The 17,128-nt window shown below is 60.3% G+C and carries 17 protein-coding genes; 8 read left to right on the top strand and 9 right to left on the bottom strand.

Annotation, left to right across the window (positions count from 1 at the left end):
• Positions 1-29: 29 nt before the first annotated feature.
• Together ABGT66_RS04770 and ABGT66_RS04765 are read right to left on the bottom strand one after the other, a co-directional pair.
• On the bottom strand, positions 30-767 hold the full coding sequence (locus tag ABGT66_RS04770) for an RsiV family protein (protein WP_346689174.1): 738 nt from the start codon (positions 765-767) through the stop codon (positions 30-32).
• 1 nt (position 768) lies between these two features.
• Positions 769-1,968: an FprA family A-type flavoprotein gene (locus ABGT66_RS04765; RefSeq protein WP_346689259.1), complete on the bottom strand. Its 1,200-nt coding sequence runs from the start codon at positions 1,966-1,968 to the stop codon at positions 769-771.
• Positions 1,969-2,251: 283 nt separating this feature from the next.
• Between ABGT66_RS04765 and ABGT66_RS04760 the strand changes: the two genes are divergently transcribed.
• The 8 genes from ABGT66_RS04760 to ABGT66_RS04725 all read left to right on the top strand — a co-directional run bounded on the left by ABGT66_RS04760 (position 2,252) and on the right by ABGT66_RS04725 (position 9,121).
• On the top strand, positions 2,252-3,931 hold the full coding sequence (locus ABGT66_RS04760) for a methylmalonyl-CoA mutase family protein (protein WP_294194793.1): 1,680 nt from the start codon (positions 2,252-2,254) through the stop codon (positions 3,929-3,931).
• Between the two features lie 30 nt (positions 3,932-3,961).
• Entirely contained in the window at positions 3,962-4,375 is a 414-nt protein-coding gene (locus ABGT66_RS04755) for a cobalamin B12-binding domain-containing protein (protein WP_294194795.1), read from the top strand.
• A gap of 4 nt (positions 4,376-4,379) precedes the next feature.
• Positions 4,380-4,784 carry a methylmalonyl-CoA epimerase gene (mce, locus tag ABGT66_RS04750; RefSeq protein ID WP_294194797.1) on the top strand — a complete coding sequence of 135 codons (405 nt, stop codon included), beginning with the start codon at positions 4,380-4,382 and terminating at the stop codon, positions 4,782-4,784.
• Positions 4,785-4,934: 150 nt separating this feature from the next.
• The gene (locus ABGT66_RS04745; protein ID WP_294194799.1) at positions 4,935-6,494 is read left to right on the top strand and encodes an acyl-CoA carboxylase subunit beta; all 1,560 of its coding nucleotides are present in this window, start codon (positions 4,935-4,937) and stop codon (positions 6,492-6,494) included.
• 19 nt (positions 6,495-6,513) lie between these two features.
• The gene (locus ABGT66_RS04740; protein ID WP_294194802.1) at positions 6,514-6,924 is read left to right on the top strand and encodes an OadG family protein; all 411 of its coding nucleotides are present in this window, start codon (positions 6,514-6,516) and stop codon (positions 6,922-6,924) included.
• A 43-nt stretch (positions 6,925-6,967) separates the two neighbouring features.
• A complete protein-coding gene (locus tag ABGT66_RS04735) occupies positions 6,968-7,384 on the top strand; it encodes a biotin/lipoyl-containing protein (RefSeq protein ID WP_346689172.1) in 417 nt (138 codons plus the stop codon).
• Positions 7,385-7,455: 71 nt separating this feature from the next.
• Positions 7,456-8,580, top strand: coding sequence for a sodium ion-translocating decarboxylase subunit beta (locus ABGT66_RS04730; RefSeq protein ID WP_346689170.1), 1,125 nt, complete (start codon positions 7,456-7,458; stop codon positions 8,578-8,580).
• A 166-nt stretch (positions 8,581-8,746) separates the two neighbouring features.
• Positions 8,747-9,121, top strand: coding sequence for a hypothetical protein (locus ABGT66_RS04725; RefSeq protein WP_303149517.1), 375 nt, complete (start codon positions 8,747-8,749; stop codon positions 9,119-9,121).
• Positions 9,122-9,272: 151 nt separating this feature from the next.
• Here the strand turns inward: ABGT66_RS04725 and ABGT66_RS04720 are convergent, their stop codons facing one another.
• The 7 genes from ABGT66_RS04720 to ABGT66_RS04690 form a co-directional block, all read right to left on the bottom strand.
• The gene (locus ABGT66_RS04720; RefSeq protein WP_346689168.1) at positions 9,273-10,451 is read right to left on the bottom strand and encodes an MFS transporter; all 1,179 of its coding nucleotides are present in this window, start codon (positions 10,449-10,451) and stop codon (positions 9,273-9,275) included.
• A gap of 6 nt (positions 10,452-10,457) precedes the next feature.
• Entirely contained in the window at positions 10,458-10,964 is a 507-nt protein-coding gene (locus ABGT66_RS04715; RefSeq protein ID WP_346689166.1) for a GNAT family protein, read from the bottom strand.
• A 238-nt stretch (positions 10,965-11,202) separates the two neighbouring features.
• The gene (gene speB, locus ABGT66_RS04710; RefSeq protein WP_346689165.1) at positions 11,203-12,051 is read right to left on the bottom strand and encodes an agmatinase; all 849 of its coding nucleotides are present in this window, start codon (positions 12,049-12,051) and stop codon (positions 11,203-11,205) included.
• A 6-nt stretch (positions 12,052-12,057) separates the two neighbouring features.
• Positions 12,058-12,909, bottom strand: a complete 852-nt coding sequence (gene speE, locus ABGT66_RS04705; RefSeq protein WP_346689164.1) for a polyamine aminopropyltransferase — start codon at positions 12,907-12,909, stop codon at positions 12,058-12,060.
• A gap of 13 nt (positions 12,910-12,922) precedes the next feature.
• Positions 12,923-14,386 (bottom strand): aminotransferase class I/II-fold pyridoxal phosphate-dependent enzyme, encoded by a 1,464-nt coding sequence (locus ABGT66_RS04700; protein WP_346689162.1) that lies wholly within the window; start codon positions 14,384-14,386, stop codon positions 12,923-12,925.
• Positions 14,387-14,401: 15 nt separating this feature from the next.
• Positions 14,402-15,220 (bottom strand): adenosylmethionine decarboxylase, encoded by an 819-nt coding sequence (speD, locus tag ABGT66_RS04695; protein ID WP_346689258.1) that lies wholly within the window; start codon positions 15,218-15,220, stop codon positions 14,402-14,404.
• A 367-nt stretch (positions 15,221-15,587) separates the two neighbouring features.
• Positions 15,588-16,790: a DUF3798 domain-containing protein gene (locus ABGT66_RS04690; protein WP_346689161.1), complete on the bottom strand. Its 1,203-nt coding sequence runs from the start codon at positions 16,788-16,790 to the stop codon at positions 15,588-15,590.
• Positions 16,791-17,128: the final 338 nt, after the last annotated feature.

Below are 17,128 nucleotides of genomic sequence, written 5' to 3'. Positions count from 1 at the left end.
ATCGATTCCGCGGCCCTTCGTCTTTTTTGTTACTTTTTCAGCTCTTCAAGCTTGAGCCACGGGGCGAGCTCCTTCATGTCGAGCTCTATCTCGGGGCATCCCGACGAGCCGGGGGCCACCTCGTACTTGTCGAAGCATACGACGATGTTCCCCTCCTTGTTCATGTAGAAGTTCTGGTCGGCCTTGATGGAGGAGAAGCCGCCGTCGTCCTTCGGCTCGACCCAGTAGCTTCCCTTCTGCTTCTTGTTCGCGCGCCGCATCTCGCCGCGCACCGCGTCGCTGACGACCTTCACGTAGTTCGCCTTGTCGTTGAAGAAGTAGGCGAGCGTCACGGGCATTCCCGTCTCCTTGTCGAAGTTCATAATCGTGCGCTTCGTCGAGGAGGAGCCGACCATGTTCATCTCGACCACGTCGAGCGTGAAGAATCTCTCATCGCCGTCGATGACCTTGTAGTCCATCATCCAGCCGATGTGCGCGCCCTTCGCGAACGGGTCGTGCATCAGCTCGAGCACCTCGAGAGAGTAGCGCTCCTGCATCTCGAGCGCCTTTTCCGCGAGCTGCGCGTTTATCTCCTTTTCGACGGAGTCCATCGCGAGCCCCGTGACGACCGGCGTCACTATGCGAGCCTCGCAGCCCTCGTACTTCGATTCAAAGACGCCGAGCGTAGAGACGCGGACGTCGATGTCGCGCGCCGCGCAGGGGGCCGCGGAGGCCGCCGCGACGGCGAGGGCCGCGGCGCAGGCGAGCAGCGTTCCGTAGAGCTTCATCTTATTCGCCTTTCACGGCCAGCGCCATGTTCCTGCCGAGCTCGCGGCAGAGCTCGAGGTCCGGCTCCTTCGGGCAGGACTTGACCTCTATCGTCGGCTCGACGAGCTTCCAGTCTCCGCCCTGCTCCGCGAACACCTGGAGCTCAGCGAGCGCGCCCTTGCTCCAGCTGTAGGAGCCGCAGATGCCGAGGAAGCGGTTCTTCATCATTTTGTTCTTGAGCGTGCGGCAGAGCGTCGCGACGGGTGGGTAGAGCTCAGTGTTGTAGGTGCAGCTGCCGAGCACGAGGCCGCGGTACTTCCATACGTCGCGGACTATGCAGGAAAGGTTCGAGCGCGAGGCGTCGTGTACGATGACGTCCTTGACGCCCGCCTCGCAGGCGGCGCGCGCTATCGCGTCTGTCATGAGCTTCGTGTTGCCGTACATCGAGCCGTAGACGACGACTATGCCCTCGTCGGTCTCCTGCTTGCTCCACTTGTCGTAGAGGTCGACGATGTGCATCGGGTCGGAGCGGAGTATCGGGCCGTGGGCGGGGCAGATGATTTTGAGGTCGAGCGCGCGGACCTTAGCGATGGCCTTCTGCGTCGGCATGGAGTAGCGGCCGACGATGTTCGCGAAGTAGCGCAGCGTCTCGTCCTCGTAGAGCTTCATGTCGAGCTCGTCGTCGAAGATGCCGCCCTCGAGCGCGCAGAAGCCGCCGAAGGCGTCCGTCGAGAAGAGCACCTTGTCAGTCGTGTCGTAGGTGACCATGCTCTCGGGCCAGTGGACCATCGGGATGGTCGCGAAGGCGAGCTTGTGACGCCCGAGGTCGAGAATCTCGCCCTCCTTGACCTCGACGACGCCGTCATGGATGCCGTAGAAGGCCTCTATCATTTCGAGCGTCTTCTTGTTTCCTATTATCTTCATCTCGGGGTAGAGCTTGCGCATGATGCTTATCGAGCCGGAGTGGTCTGGCTCCATGTGGTTGACGATAAGGTAGTCGATGCCCTTGCCCGCGGGGAGGATTGAGACGAGGCGCTCGATGTAGTCCGAGAGCTTGTCCGCCTTTATCGTGTCGATGACGGCGGTCTTATCGTCGTTGATGAAATAGGCGTTGTAGGCGACGCCGCGCGGAAGTGTCCAAAGTCCTTCGAAAAGGTCGGTCTCGCGGTCGTTGCCTCCTATCCAGTATATCGAATCGGTGATTTTTATGGCGTTCTGCATCATTCCGGCAGCCTCCAGTGGTTTAAGTATTTGACGCTATTATATAGCAACGGCTTAAATTTGCGCGCCGTCTCCGCGCGATTCGCCGCATTTCCGCGCCGCGGGGCGCGCTTCGCTTTTTCTTTAAAAAAGAATGAACTGACTTGTCTGAAATTATCGCTCAAATGTTGCAATTTGTAGAAAGTTGGGCAATAATAGCGGCGTGTGGTAATTTTGCATATTCACGTGTGCTGACGGTCATTCCCAACAATGGCCCGATATGTTTCGCAAGGAGGCGGAGTAATTGTTCGAACCAACACAGCTCCAGGAAGTAGCAGAAGGAAAGAAAGCCTACGAAGCGGCGGTCGAAAAGGCGCTGACCAAAGGCCCCGAAAGAAAGGCTAACTTTACGACCGGCGGAGGCATCCCCCTCAAGAGGACGTACACTCCCGAAGACGTGAACGGCGTGGACTACGCCAAGGATCTCGGATTCCCCGGCGTATTCCCCTACACGCGCGGCGTGCAGCCCACGATGTACAGAGGGCGCTTCTGGACGATGCGCCAGTACGCGGGCTTCGCGACCGCCGAGGATTCCAACAAGCGTTACCGCTACCTGCTGAGCCAGGGTACGACGGGACTTTCTGTCGCGTTCGACCTTCCGACCCAGATAGGCTACGACTCTGACGACCCGATGGCGGTCGGCGAGTGCGGCAAGGTCGGCGTCGCGATAGACAGCCTTGCCGACGCGGAGATACTCTTCGACGGCATCCCCCTCGACAAGGTCTCGACCTCGATGACCATCAACGCCCCGGCGTCGATACTTCTTTCGATGTACATCGCCGTCGCGGAGAAGCAGGGCGTCCCGATGAACGCCCTCGCGGGAACCATCCAGAACGACATCCTCAAGGAATACATCGCGCGCGGAACCTACATCTTCCCGCCCAAGCCGTCGATGCGTCTCATCACGGACATCTTTGATTTCTGCTCGCGCAACATCCCGAAATGGAACACCATCTCCATCTCCGGCTACCACATCCGCGAGGCCGGCTCGACCGCCATCCAGGAAGTCGCCTTCACCCTCGCCGACGGCATCGCCTACATCGAAGCCGCCATCAAGGCCGGACAGGATCCGAACGTATTCGGCAAACGCCTCTCGTTCTTCTTCAACGCGCACAACGACTTCCTCGAAGAGGTCGCGAAGTTCCGCGCCGCGCGCAAGATCTGGGCGCGCATAATGAAGGAGCGCTTCGGCGTCACCAACCCGAGCGCGCAGATGCTCCGCTTCCACACCCAGACGGCGGGCTGCACGCTCACCGCGCAGCAGGCGGAGAACAACATCGTCCGCGTTGCCATCCAGACGATGGCCGCGGTCTGCGGCGGCACGCAGTCGCTCCACACCAACAGCCTTGACGAAGCCCTCGCGCTTCCGACGGACAAGAGCGTCCGCATCGCGCTCCGCACGCAGCAGATAGTTGCCTACGAATCCGGCATCACCAACGTCGTCGACCCGCTCGCGGGAAGCTACGCGATCGAAGCCCTCACGAAGGAAATCGAGGAAGGCGCCCTCGCCTACATCAAGGAAATCGACGACCTCGGTGGAATGATGACCGCAATCGAAAAGGGCTATCCGCAGAAGCACATCCAGGACGCCGCCTACGACTACCAGAAGTCGATAGAGTCCGGCGACCGCATCATCGTCGGCGTCAACAAGTTCCACATCGACGAAGACATGACCGAGCGCAAGCTCCTCAAGGTCGACGCGAGCGTCGGTGAGAACCAGATCAAGAAACTTCGCGAAATGAAAGAAAAACGCGACAACGTCAGAGTCAAGACCACCCTCGACGCGGTGCGCGAAGGCGCGAAGGGCGACGCGAACCTCATGCCGCTCATCCTCGACGCAGTCCACGCCTACGCCACGGAAGGCGAAATCTGCGGCGTTCTCCGCGAAGTCTTCGGCGAGTACAAAGAGAACGTGGTTCTTTAGAATCGCGAAAGCTTTTAAGGAGGAAGAAAAATGGATCGTAAAATTCGCGTAGTTGTTGCGAAACCAGGCCTTGACGGACACGACCGCGGCGCGAAGGTCATCGCGAGAGCCTTCAGAGACGCCGGCATGGAAGTCATATACACCGGCCTCCGCCAGACGCCGGAACAGATAGTCGCCACCGCCATCCAGGAAGACGCCGACGCCATCGGCATCAGCATCCTCTCCGGCGCCCACGACTACTGCTTCAAGACGATAATCAACCTTCTCAAAGAGAAGAACGCCAGCGACATCATCGTATTCGGCGGCGGAGTCATCCCCGAGACCGACTATCCGACGCTGCTCGGATACGGCGCGGGCGCGATCTTCGGACCCGGAACCCCGACCTCCGAGACCATCGAGTGGCTCGAAAAGGCGGTAGCCGAGAAGAGAGCGAAAGAGGCGTAAAATTATGGAAACCAAAATCATCGACCACATCGGAATAGCCGTAAACAGCATCGACGAAGCCATGAAGTTCTGGGAAGGCGCCCTCGGCGTGAAATGCCACGGCGTCGAAGAAGTCGCCGAGCAGAAGGTCAAGACGGCCTTCCTGCCCATCGATGACTCCGAGATAGAGCTTCTTGAAGGCACGAGCGAGGACAGCCCCGTCAGCAAATTCATCGCGAAGAACGGACAGGGCATCCAGCACATCGCCATCAGAGTCGCCGACATCGAAGCCGCGCTCGCCGAGCTCAAAGAGAAGGGCGTGCGCCTCATCGACGAAAAGCCGCGCATCGGCGCGGGCGGCGCGAAGATCGCCTTCCTCCACCCGAAGGCGACCGGCGGCGTGCTCCTCGAGCTCTGCCAGCGCGACTAATCAAGCGGAAAGGCTCCGCGTCCTCCGGCGCGGGGCCATGCACCACAACGGAACTGTACGCGGAGGGCCGCCCGGCGGTCCCGGCAACGGCGAACGTCACGGAAGGACGGGCGGCGCTCCGCTTAACAGACAATGAGGAGGTAAGAGGTAATGGCGGAAAAAACGATTGACGAACTGTGCGCCTCTCTCATCGCGAAGCGAGAGAAAGCCGCTGTCGGCGGAGGCGAGAAGGCCATCGCCAAGCAGCACGACAAAGGCAAGATGACCGCGCGCGAGCGCATCAACGCAGTTCTTGACCCCGGCAGCTTCGTGGAAATAGACGAATTCGTCGAACACCGCTGCACCAACTTCGGACTTGACAAGACGACGTTCCTCGGTGACGGCGTCGTGACGGGCTACGGTACGATAGACGGACGCATCGTCTACGTATTCAGCCAGGACTTCACCGTCATGGGCGGCTCGCTCGGCGAGATGCACGCCCAGAAGATATGCAAGGTTCTCGACCTCGCGCTCACGAACGGCGCTCCCTGCATCGGAATCAACGATTCCGGCGGAGCCCGTATCCAGGAAGCCGTCGACGCGCTCTCCGGCTACGGAAAAATATTCTTCCGCAACGTCAAGGCGAGCGGCGTAATCCCGCAGTTCTCGATAATCGCGGGCCCCTGCGCGGGCGGTGCGGTCTACAGCCCGGCGCTCACAGACTTTATCTTTATGGTCGATAAGATCGGAATCATGCACATCACCGGCCCGGCGGTCATCAAGTCCGTCACCGGCGAAGACGTAACCTCTGAGCAGATAGGCGGAGCCATGGCCCACAACTCGCACTCCGGCTGCGCGCACTTCTTCGCGAAAACCGAAGCCGAGTGCTACGCCCAGGTCCGCAAGGTCATGAGCTACCTGCCCAGCAACAACATGGAAGAGCCTCCGTTCGAGGAGACCGGCGACGACGTCAACCGCATGGACATGGGCCTGCGCGAGATAGTCCCGACCAACCCGAACCGCGGCTACGACGTCCGCGACGTCATCAAAAAGGTAGTAGACAACGGCGACTTCTGCGAAGTCCAGGAGCTCTACGCCAAGAACATAGTCACCGGCTTCGCGAGAGTCGGCGGCCGCGTCATCGGAATCATCGCCAACCAGGCGAAGTTCATGGCCGGATGCCTCGACATCGACGCCTCGGACAAAGCGAGCCGCCACATCCGCATCTGCGACTCCTTCAACATTCCTATCGTCACCTTTGAAGACGTCCCCGGATACCTCCCCGGACTCAATCAGGAAATGGGCGGAATCATCCGACACGGCGCGAAGCTCCTCTACGCCTACAGCGAAGCGACCGCTCCGAAGATCACCATCGTCATGCGCAAAGCCTACGGCGGATCCTACCTCGGCATGTGCAGCAAAGACCTCGGCGCCGACGTCGTGCTTGCGTGGCCGCAGGCCCAGATAGCCGTCATGGGAGCCGAAGGCGCGGCGAACATCATCTTCCGCAAGGAAATCGAAGCCGCTGAGGACAAGGCCGCGAAGCGCGCCGAAAAGATAGAGGAATACAAAGAATCCTTCGCCAATCCGTATCGCGCGGCGCAGCGCGGATTCGTCGACCGCGTCATCCTTCCCGAAGAGACGCGCCCGGCCCTCTACCAGGCCCTTGTAATGACGGAGAGCAAGAGCGAACTTCGCCCGAAGCGCAAACACGGCATCATGCCCAACTAAGGCGGGAGGCTGAGAAGCTATGAACGGTTCCATCAGCTCATTCTTCGTCGGAGTGCCCGGCGGCCTCATCATGTCGTTCATCGCCTTCAGCATCGTCTTCATCGTCATCATCGGGCTCATGCTCGTCATGATGGGAATGAAGCACGTCTGCGGAGCGATCGACGGCATGCACAAGCCGCAGCAGAGCGCTCCCGCGGCTCCTGCGCCCGCGGCTCCCGCCGCGCCGGTACAGGCCCAGGCCGCCGCTCCCGCGGCGCAGCCCGCGCCCGCCGCAGCCGCCGACGACGAACTGCTCGCCGTCATCACAGCGGCCATAGCCGCCGCCTGCGGCCCCACGGCCCGCGTGATTTCCTACAGTCCGGTCAAAGTCCCCGCCTCTTCCGCGTGGAAGAACGTCGGGCGGCTCCAGAACACCGAAGGCCTCTACTAAGCCTTCGCCGATCAACAACAAAAAATTCAGGAGGTATTCTTTCATGTCACGCAAATACAGAGTAACGGTAAACGGAAAAGCATACGACGTAGATGTTGAAGAGCTCGGCGCCGGAGCGGCCCCCGCGCCTGTCGCGGCCCCGGCTCCCGTACCCGCGCCCGCTCCCGTAGCGGCCCCCGCGCCTGCGCCCGCTCCGGCTCCTGCACCCGCCCCGGCCCCCGCGCCCGCGGCTCCCGTACCCGCCGGCGAAGGCACCATCAGCGCCCCGATGCCCGGCAAAGTCCTTAAGATACTCGTCCAGCCCGGCACCGCGGTAACGGCGGGACAGCTCGTTCTCATCCTCGAAGCCATGAAGATGGAGAACGAAATCTACACCACCGTCGCCGGAACCGTACAGCAGCTCTGCTGCAAAGAAGGCGACACCGTCAGCACCGGCGACGCGCTGATCGTAGTCGCTTAATAAGCTGCAAAGCTTAACGACTGACAACAGAATAACGTTCTAAAGTTTTTTCCTGGGGAGGAAAACTTTTTATGGAAATCTACTTGACAGCGCTGAAAGGCGTTATCGAGCAGTCCGGCTTCGTCGCGCTCAACGGGCCCACGCTCGTCATGCTCCTCGTGGCCTTCATACTGCTCTATCTCGCCATCGCTAAAGGATTCGAGCCTCTGCTCCTTATGCCGATAGCCTTCGGTTGCCTGCTCGTCAACCTGCCGCTCTCCGGCATAGTCGACCCGGGCGGATTCCTCTACTTCGTGAAGTTCGGAATAGACCATGAGATCTATCCCGTCATCATATTCATGGGTATAGGGGCGCTCACCGACTTCGGCCCGCTGCTAGCCAACCCGATAACCTTCCTGCTCGGAGCCTCCGCGCAGCTCGGCGTATTCGTCGCCGTCATCGGGGCCATGTGCATGGGCTTCACCATCCAGCAGGCCGCGGGCATAGGCATCATCGGCGGAGCCGACGGCCCGACCGCCATCTACCTCTGCGCGAAGCTCGCGCGCGACATACTCCCGGCAGTCGCCGTCGCGGCGTACAGCTACATGTCGCTCGTCCCGCTCATCCAGCCGCCGGTCATCAAGCTCCTCACGACGAAGAAAGACCGCAGCATAAAGATGGAGCAGCTTCGCCCCGTAACGCGCACTGAGAAAATACTCTTCCCGATCGTATCCACGATAGCGTGCGGCCTCGTCCTTCCGGCCTCCGTACCGCTCATCGGAATGCTCATGTTCGGGAACCTGCTCCGCGAGTGCGGATGCACCGACCGCCTCTCGCTCGCCGCGCAGAACGAAGTGCTCAACGCGACAACGATATTCCTCGGCATCTCCGTCGGCGCGACCATGCAGGCCGAGACCTTCCTGACCGTCGCGACCATCAAGATAATCTGCCTCGGGCTCATAGCCTTCATATTCAGCACCGCGGGCGGAGTAATCTTCGGACAGGTCATGAAAGTCATGTCCGGCGGAAAGATCAACCCCGTCATAGGCGCTGCGGGCGTCTCCGCCGTCCCGATGGCGGCGCGCGTCTGCCAGAAGGTAATCCAGAAGGAATTCCCCGGCTCCTACATCCTCATGCACGCGATGGGGCCGAACGTCGCAGGAGTCATCGGCACAGCCGTCGCGGCCGGAGCCATGCTCACGCTTCTCAGCAAATAGCGCGAACCGCAAACCGACAGGAAACGAAGAGCCCGAAGGCGAAAGCCTCCGGGCTCTTTTCGTATGTATGTATAATATGCCGCTGAAAAGCGCCTTCTTCCGCATATCCGCCGCGGCGGGTTAGAATTACAAAAAGTCAGGAAGCTGCGTGAAAGGAGGTGCCCCGATGTCCGTGGACGAATTTATGAACGAGAACGGAATAGCAATATACGCGGAGGCGGATTTGACGGCGGCGACGTTCCGCATCGTCAAGCGGGACGCCGCGCTCGAATCATACGCCTTATTCGAGCAGCTCATACTCTACCAAAGCGCAGAGAACTTGAACAAATATCTCGAGGGACAGCTGCTTCCCCGTTTATGGAGGTGCGGCGGCACGCGCTGCACCGTCGGCAGGCCCGAGCTTGACAGGATAGTCGCGCTGTTTTACGACAGCGGCAGAGCTGCCGCCGAAGATTACCGCTTCGCGCTGAAATTGGATGCGGAGCTCAAGGATATCCCATCGCTGTGCGCATCCTACTGTGAGGATAAGCGGTGGACATAACAGGCGGCGGCAGCGCGAGCACCATAACGTAACTCATGGTGCGCAGTTCTTCTTTGCGGCGGCGAGCTGCGGTATGACTTTGCATCACGCGCGCGCCGCAAACTGCGCCGAAGCGTGCGCTCTGATAGACGCGCGGCGTGAATCCGTCGCGTTATAAATCCTTATACACCTTCGGGCTGTAGTAGACTATGACGGCGGCGAGCGCTACGACCGCGCCGTATATCAGGCGGTAGGACCATGTGACGCTGCCGGTCAAGTTTATCGCCTGCTGAATGATTATCGGGCAGAAGAACGACTGGAGCGAGTAGATGAAGCCGAAGACGACGGCGAGCGTCGTGACGGCGGAGCGGCGGCCACCGATGTCGAGCGTCAGGCACATGAAGGCGGGGTAGCCGAAGCCCATGCCGAGGCCGAATACGAAGCCGCAGAACATGAAGGCGCGCGGTCCCGTCGCGAAGGTCATCGCGAACATCATGCCAGCCGTCAGCAGCGTCGTGGCTGGCGCGCAGACCTTGCGCGGCAGCTTGTCGACGAGCTTGCCGCACGAGAGGCGGAATATCATCGCCGTGCAGGCCGAGACGCTGAAAAAGTACGAGGCGGCGAGGCCGCGTTCGCCCGCGAGCTGGACGAAGCGGAGCTGCGCCGCGTCGGAGAAGGCGAAGAGCGCCGCAGAGGCGGCGAAGAAGAGCACCTGCGGCGAACGAACCAGCCAGAGGTATGAAACCTTTTCCTTCGGCTCGCTCTTCTGCGGCGCGCCGCCTTTCGTCTTCGGCAGCTTCATCACGGCGAAGAGCCCCGCGGCCGCGATGAACGGGAAGGTCGCGGCGTAGAGGTTGTAGTGCCCGTTCCTCACGAGATATTCCATCGGCGGCACGACAATCAGCGCGGGCAGGCTGTAAGCGACCGTTATCAGCGACACGCAGCGTCCGCGCACGTCCGCCGGAAGCAGCTGATATTCGTAGCTTTGCAGGATTATCGTCACGACGCCCATGCCGATGCCGGCGATCGCGCGGCAGATGATGACGCCCTCGGGCGTGCGCGCGAAGAGCGCGATGCCGCAGGCGCTTATGAAAAAGCAGAAGAAGCCGGCGCGTATGACCTTTTCGTTGCCTATGAAGCGCGCCGCGAAGGGCACGAGCGGGCGCAGAAGGAAGGAAACGCCGTAGCATACGCCCATCACGAGGCCGCCGAGCGTCCCGACCTCCGAGCCGATTCCTTCGAGGAACGGTATGAGGAAGTAGTAGCCGCTCTCCATCGAGGCGCTCGTGAAGGTGACGGCGAAAAATATCAGAATGTAGCGGATAATCTGCTTCGTGTAGACGGAGCCCATGACGGCCTACGCTTCGCGCACGCGCGCCATCGCAACGATGTTTTTGTACCTGCCGCCCTCCGTGTAGGCGCAGCGCAGAAGCCCCTCGCGCGCGAAGCCGAGCGACTCGTAGAGATGTATCGCGCGCGCGTTCTCCTCCGCGACCTCGAGCGCGACGCGCACGAGCATGAGGTCACAGTCGGCTATGCGCAGAAGCTCCGTCAGAAGCGCGCGGCCGACGCCCATATCTTGAAACTCCGTGCGCACGACTATCGCGAGCGACGCCGTGTGGCGCATCTTAGGCTTTTCGCAGAGGCGCAGCAGCGCGTTGCCGATGAGGATTTCTTCGCCGTTTTCGCAGACTACGGCGCTCAAGTTCGGCGTCGCGGCGGGTACGGCCTTCGCGACGGCCTCCGTAAACTCCATGCTCTCAGACGCGAGCGCGGGAATCGTCTCGCGCACGCCGCGCATCCTGCGTATCTCGTTAAGCCCGCGAATGTCGCGCTCCTCGAACGGCCTTATGAAGAACTCCATATTCATCGCCTCGCTTATCAGATGACTGAGACAAGTATATAACAGCGGCGGCCTTTATAGTTGCTCAAAAGAGGCCGAAAATCTCCGCGCGCCGGCAAAATCTGCGGAGGCGGCGCAAAGCCGCCGCTATTCCGAGAAATTGCAAAAATTTGCATTTTCTCGGAATAGAAAATCATTATAAAAAGGGAGAGCGGCGGGCTGCCGTTCTCCCTTCGTCTTTTGTGAATTTGCGCGTGCGTTACCAGCAGTATGCGAGAAGCATCTCGCGCAGGGTTTTGCAGGTGAGCGCGGTGGATGCGCCGGAGTGGTCGTAGTGCGGCGAGAGCTCGCAGATGTCGAAGGCGGCGACGTGGAGCGGGCGCAGCGCGAGCAGCGCGGAGAGCAGCTCCGTGAAGCGCAGGCCGCCGGCCTCGGGCGTGCCGGTGCCGGGGAATTCAGACGGGTCTACCGCGTCTAGGTCGAGCGTCACGTAGACGGGCGCGCCGGCTATCTCGCGGACAGTCTTTTCTATCGTGTCGGCGCGGAATTTTTCCATCTCCGTGTGCCCGCGGCTCCAGTACATTTCCTCGCGGCTGCCGGAGCGTATCGCGAACTGGAAAATCCTGCCGTCGCCCAATATGTCCCAGCAGCGGCGGATTACCGAGGCGTGCGAGAGCTTTTCGCCGAGGTAGTCCTCGCGCAGGTCTGCGTGTGCGTCGAAGTGGACTATGTGCAGGTCCGGATATTTCTTCGCCGCGGCGCGGACGGCCCCGAGCGTGACGAGGTGTTCGCCGCCCAAGAGGACGGGGATTTTTCCCGCGTCCAGTATCTCGTCCGCGGCTTCCTCTATCGCGCCGAGCGCCGCCGCCGCGTTGCCGAAGGGCAGCTCTATGTCGCCCGCGTCGAAGATTTTCAATTCTTCGAGGTCTTTATCCTGGTAGGGGCTGTAGGTCTCTATGCCGAAGGATTCGGAGCGCATCGCGGCGGGGCCGAAGCGCGCGCCGGGGCGGAACGAGGTCGTCGAGTCGAAGGGCGCGCCGAAAATTACGGCGCGCGCCTCGTCCCACGAGCTTTCGCAGCCTATGAAGCCCTGTATCGAGCTTTTCATCCGTCCCTAGTCTTTCAGGTTCAGCGCCTTTTTGACGTAGTTGGGCAGCATGAAGGCGCCGACGTGTATGCCGGTGTTGTAGTACTTCGTTTCGAGGCCGAGCGCGTTCCACGCATCGGCGTCGAGGTCCCTGACCGGGTCGTACTTCTTCGAGGCGAAGCCGAAGAGCCAGTGGCCCGAGGGATACGTCGGGATGTGCGCCTGGTAGACGCGGCAGATGGGGAAGAAGTCCTCGATGCGCTGGTGCGCGCGCTTCATCGCCGCGGAGTAGGACTCGTAGTAGGGGTTCTCGTGCTGGTTGACGAGTATGCCGTCGTCGCCGAGCGCCTTGAAGCAGTTGCCGTAGAACTCTTTCGTGAAGAGCCCTTCGCCGGGGCCGAAGGGGTCGGTCGAGTCGACGATTATGAGGTCGTACTTCTCTTCGACGGTGCGGACGAATTTGAGGCCGTCCTCGAAGTGCAGCGAGACGCGCGGGTCGTCGAGCTCGCAGGCGGTGAAGGGCAGCAGCTTCATGCAGGTTTTGACGACGAGCTCGTCGATGTCGACCATGTCGATTTTTTCAATCGTCTTGTAACGCGTAAGCTCGCGCACCGTGCCGCCGTCGCCGCCGCCGATTACGAGGACGCGCTTGATCTTCGGGTTCGTCGCCATCGGGACGTGGACTATCATGTCGTGGTAGATGAATTCGTCCTTCTCGGTCAGCATCATGAGGCCGTCGAGCGTGAAGAAGCGCCCGAACTCCTCCGAGTCGAAGATGTCTATCTGCTGGAAGGGGCTCTTCTCGCTGAAGAGCTGCTTCTTGACCTTTATCGAAAAGCGCGTAGAGGGAGTGTGTTCCTCCGTGTACCAAAGCTCCATTGAATTTTTCCTCCTATTTCACAACGTATAGATTTTCGAGATTCATGTCCTGCGGCCCCATGACGAGGCAGCCCTTGTCCTTCGCGTAGAGGATGTACTCGAGCGCCTCGGGCGTCACCTCTTCGCCGGGGGAGAGTATCGGTATGCCGGGCGGGTAGCACATGACGGACTCCGCCGTAATCCTGCCGAGGCTCTCGCGCACCGGCACGGGCTCGCTCGGCGCGTAGAAGGCCTCGCGCGGCGTCATGCGCACGACGGGCGTGATGTACTCGTGGTCGAGCAGTTTCAGCCCTTCCCTGCCGTGCAGCCGCTTGATTTCCGACAGCGCGGCGACGAGGCGCTCGATCGCGTAGTGGTTGTCCCCGACGGAGACTATCGCGAGCATGTTGCCCATGTCGCCGAACTCTATCTGTATTCCGTAGTCGTCGCGCAGCAGGTCGTAGACCTCGACGCCCGCGAGCCCCGTCTTGAGCGTGTTGACGGAGAGCTTCGTCACGTCGAAGTCGTACACCGCGCCGCCGTCCGTGATTTCGCGCGAGAAGGCGTAATATCCGCCGATGCGGTTGATTTCCCCGCGCGCGTACTCGGCGAGCGAGACGACGCGGCGGAAGATCTCCGTCCCCTCCGTGGCGAGCGCCTTGCGCGCTATGTCGAGCGAGCTCATCAGCAGATACGAGGCGCTCGTCGTCTGCGTCAGGCCGATGACGGTGCGCACGTAGTCGGGGCTGACGCGCCCGCGTCGCATCAGCAGCAGCGAGCTCTGCGTCAGAGAGCCGCCCGTCTTGTGCATACTGACGGCGCTCATGTCCGCGCCCGCCGCCATAGCGGGCAGCGGCATCCCTTCGCCGAAATAGAAATGCGTGCCGTGCGCCTCGTCCGCGAGCACCGCCATGCCCGCCGCGTGCGCCGCCTCCGTTATGCGCCGGAGGTCGGTGCATATCCCGTAGTAGGTCGGGTTGTTGACGAACACCGCCTTCGCCTCGGGGTGCGCCTTTATCGCGGCCTCGACGTCCGCGGCGCGCATCCCGAGGGAGATTCCAAGCTCGGGGTGTATCCCCGGGTCTACGTAGACCGGCGTGATGCCGCACAGAATCATCGCGTTTATCGCGGATTTGTGGACGTTGCGCGGGATTATCATCGAGTCGCCCGCCTTGCAGACGGACATGACCATAGCCTGCACCGCCGCGGTCGTGCCGCCGACGATGAGGAAGGCCGCGTCCGCGCCGAAGGCGTCGGCGGCGAGCTCCTCGGCCTCCTTGATGACCGAGGTCGGGTGGCTCAGGTTGTCGAGCGGCTTCATCGAGTTCACGTCGACGGAGAGGCACTCCTTGCCGAGGAACTTCGTCAGCTCCGGCGTGCCGCGTCCCTGCTTGTGGCCGGGCACGTCGAATGGGACTACGCGGCTGCTCCTGTACTCCGCGAGCGCTTCATGCAGCGGCGCGCGCCGCTGGTCGAGACGGTATGCCTTGTCAGCCATCTCAGCGCACCGCGCCTAGTACATATTCATGCCGTAGTAGATTTCGAGCATCTCTTTCGTGATGCTGTCCTTGATGGCGAGGCGCTCCTCGGGCGGAAGCTCGCGCGGGTCGATGTTGAAGAGGTAGTCGGCGAGCCGGATCTCCTTCAGCATCATCTTCGTGTGGAAGATGTTCGACTGGTAGACGTTCACGTCTATCGCGTCGTAGCGCGCGAGGGTCTTCTCGTCTATATAGTTCTGTATAGAGTTGATGTCGTGGTCTTTATAATATTTCTTCCCGTTCACGTCGCGCGTGAAGCCGCGGATGCGGTAGTCGAGCGCGAGCACGTCCGAGTCGAATTGTCCGATAAGGAAGTTGAGCGCGTTGAGCGGGGATATCTTGCCGCAGGTCGATACGTCGATGTCGACGCGGAAAGAGCTGATGTCGTTGTTCGGATGGAATTCCGGGTAGGTGTGGACGGTCACGTGGCTCTTGTCGAGGTGCGCGACGACGGTCTCGCGTTCGTCGTTTATCCTCTTGGCCCAGTAGCCGCCGTTGCAGGTGTCGTCGATCTGCTCGGGCGGGACGGTCTCCTCGGAGATGAGGATCGTCACGCTCGCGCCCTGCGGGTCGTAGTCCTGCTTCGATATGTTGAGCACGCACGCGCCGATGATGTCCGTGACGCCGCACAATATGTTGGTCAATCGTTCGGAATTATACTGCTCGTCGATGTAGGCGATGTAATCCTTCTTCTCGCGCTCCGTCTTTGCGTAGCAGATGTCGTAGATGTTGAAACTAAGAGTCTTAGTCAGGTTGTTGAAGCCATAAAGCTGGATCTTCTCGTTCAACCCTATCCCCACGTCCCTTCTCAAGCCGCAAGGCTTTATATTTTCACCGCGGATATACATCCGCAGTCAATGCAAGACTATACAGAGAAAGGGGGGCGTTGTCAAAGGATTTGTAAAAAGTTAGCGCGCGCTTCGGCGTGGTATTTTTCGCGCGCTTCGCGGCGCGGATTTGAGGCGCGCGGCATGGAGGCGCGGCGCTCGCGATGATTTGCGGAAAGCTTCGCGCGCTCGTAGAAAGCGCCGCCGTTTCGCGCCGCGGCGGCGAACGCGCGGGCGCGCCGCCGGTTTTGCTTCGCCGCGCGCGCATACGAAAAACGCCGCAGGCTGAGCCCGCGGCGTTTCGTGCGTCCTTATGCCGTTTCCGGCGTTTTGTTTAGTTTCCGCTGAATTTGATCTTCATGTACTTCTCGGGGACTTCGATGCTGGTCGTACCCATGTAGCCTTTACCGAGAATGTAGGTGTCTTCGTAGACGAGCATGAGGTTTCTCTTCGTCACGCCCGTGCCGAGGTCGGTGTAGTAGTTTCCGTTCCATTTGGTTCCCGGCGTGTACTCTTCGTAGCAGGCGAATAGATCCTTCTTGCTGTTGAGCTTCGCCTTGCCCTCAACTATGCGTTTACCAAACTCAATAAGTGCTGCACTGTTGGTGTAACCATAGGAATAGGCCCATGTTCCCATGCGTCCGCCTGCTCCGGCGTCGATGACGGCCTTCTCCACTTTTTTAAGTATTGCGGGGAAGTTCCCTGCTTCTTGCGTGAGGTCTATGCCGAAGGCTCCGGGATAGCCCATGAGCGGCGACGGAAGGTCGGCTTCGATGAAGTATCCGCCGTATTTCGCAAGTTGTCTGAGAAGAGGTTCGGTGTGCGCGTCATTGGTGCAGAAGAAGGCGGTGTTCTTGCCGTACTTCTTAACCCAGGCCGGGGTCTTTTCGAGGATGAACTGCTGCGCGCCCGCGGTGCCTACGTCGCTCGTCGGATCAGGGGCCGTCTCAAATACGAACTGGATGCCGAGGTCTTTGCAGGCCTGCTCCATTATCGCGCGGCGGCGTCCGAGCGTCTCATAGCTCATGTGGCGCGGGAAGGAGATGTGCACAAAGGTTTTGCATCCGAGCTTCTTCGCCGTGTCAACGATGAGGTAGCCACGTGACACGAAGTCGGCGTTTATTGCCAAATCTGCGGCGGCAGTGATGACGTTCGGGTCCTCGTGTGCTTCGCCGACTAAGCAGATGATGTCAGGACGTTTTTCTTTTACACGGCGTATCGCTTCTGCTGTTCCAGGAATCCCCTGGTTGACGACGATGACCTTCATCTTCGGGTCGTCGGCGAGTCCAGAAAGCTGAGAGATGGTCGTCTCCATCTCGGACATGAAGTTGTCGGGGTAGGTAACGTGCTGGATCATTCCGCCGTTTGCGACGTCGCCGTACTTCTGGATCATGAACTCAGCGCCGCGAAGGTCGTCCTCGCTCTGAGAGACCGTACCGGTCATTATCCCGATGTGGAACGGGGCTTCGGCCATAGCCGGGGCGCAGAAGCAGAACGCCGCCAATACGACCGCCAGCAGTAACGCTGCCTTTTTCATAAAAAATTCCTCCCTCTAAAATTTTGCGGAACGCGGACGACATAGCCGTCTGAACCAGTTTATTGTCCGAGTTCCGTGAGTTAGCCGCATTATAGTGGCGCGCCGCGCCGCGTGTCAACATGAGGCGCGCGCCCGAAAGCGCGGCGAAATATATAAATCGTCCGCGCGCGCGTATTGCGCTTGACTTGCCGCGAACGGCTGTAATATCATTGTTGCTGTAAGGCACGTTTGTCATATAGCTCAAAGTTTTACTAAAAATCGACAAAAGCCGCCGCTTTCGTTTGTTTATCCGGCGTTCGCCGGCGTTATCGGAAAAATATCTCAATATATTGGAGGTC

The organism is uncultured Cloacibacillus sp., assembly GCF_963926575.1.
Taxonomy (GTDB): domain Bacteria; phylum Synergistota; class Synergistia; order Synergistales; family Synergistaceae; genus Caccocola; species Caccocola faecigallinarum.
The sequence above is the reverse complement of the archived record's forward strand: the minus strand, read 5'-3'. Positions and strand labels throughout refer to the sequence as shown.

Bases quoted from the DNA above. Each gene is read 5' to 3' on its own strand.
- ABGT66_RS04770 (WP_346689174.1), bottom strand. From the start codon at position 767: ATGAAGCTCTACGGAACGCTGCTCGCCTGCGCCGCGGCCCTCGCCGTC.
- ABGT66_RS04765 (WP_346689259.1), bottom strand. From the start codon at position 1,968: ATGCAGAACGCCATAAAAATCACCGATTCGATATACTGGATAGGAGGC.
- ABGT66_RS04755 (WP_294194795.1), top strand. From the start codon at position 3,962: ATGGATCGTAAAATTCGCGTAGTTGTTGCGAAACCAGGCCTTGACGGA.
- mce (WP_294194797.1), top strand. From the start codon at position 4,380: ATGGAAACCAAAATCATCGACCACATCGGAATAGCCGTAAACAGCATC.
- ABGT66_RS04745 (WP_294194799.1), top strand. From the start codon at position 4,935: ATGGCGGAAAAAACGATTGACGAACTGTGCGCCTCTCTCATCGCGAAG.
- ABGT66_RS04740 (WP_294194802.1), top strand. From the start codon at position 6,514: ATGAACGGTTCCATCAGCTCATTCTTCGTCGGAGTGCCCGGCGGCCTC.
- ABGT66_RS04735 (WP_346689172.1), top strand. From the start codon at position 6,968: ATGTCACGCAAATACAGAGTAACGGTAAACGGAAAAGCATACGACGTA.
- ABGT66_RS04730 (WP_346689170.1), top strand. From the start codon at position 7,456: ATGGAAATCTACTTGACAGCGCTGAAAGGCGTTATCGAGCAGTCCGGC.
- ABGT66_RS04725 (WP_303149517.1), top strand. From the start codon at position 8,747: ATGTCCGTGGACGAATTTATGAACGAGAACGGAATAGCAATATACGCG.
- ABGT66_RS04720 (WP_346689168.1), bottom strand. From the start codon at position 10,451: ATGGGCTCCGTCTACACGAAGCAGATTATCCGCTACATTCTGATATTT.
- ABGT66_RS04715 (WP_346689166.1), bottom strand. From the start codon at position 10,964: ATGGAGTTCTTCATAAGGCCGTTCGAGGAGCGCGACATTCGCGGGCTT.
- speB (WP_346689165.1), bottom strand. From the start codon at position 12,051: ATGAAAAGCTCGATACAGGGCTTCATAGGCTGCGAAAGCTCGTGGGAC.
- speE (WP_346689164.1), bottom strand. From the start codon at position 12,909: ATGGAGCTTTGGTACACGGAGGAACACACTCCCTCTACGCGCTTTTCG.
- ABGT66_RS04700 (WP_346689162.1), bottom strand. From the start codon at position 14,386: ATGGCTGACAAGGCATACCGTCTCGACCAGCGGCGCGCGCCGCTGCAT.
- ABGT66_RS04690 (WP_346689161.1), bottom strand. From the start codon at position 16,790: ATGAAAAAGGCAGCGTTACTGCTGGCGGTCGTATTGGCGGCGTTCTGC.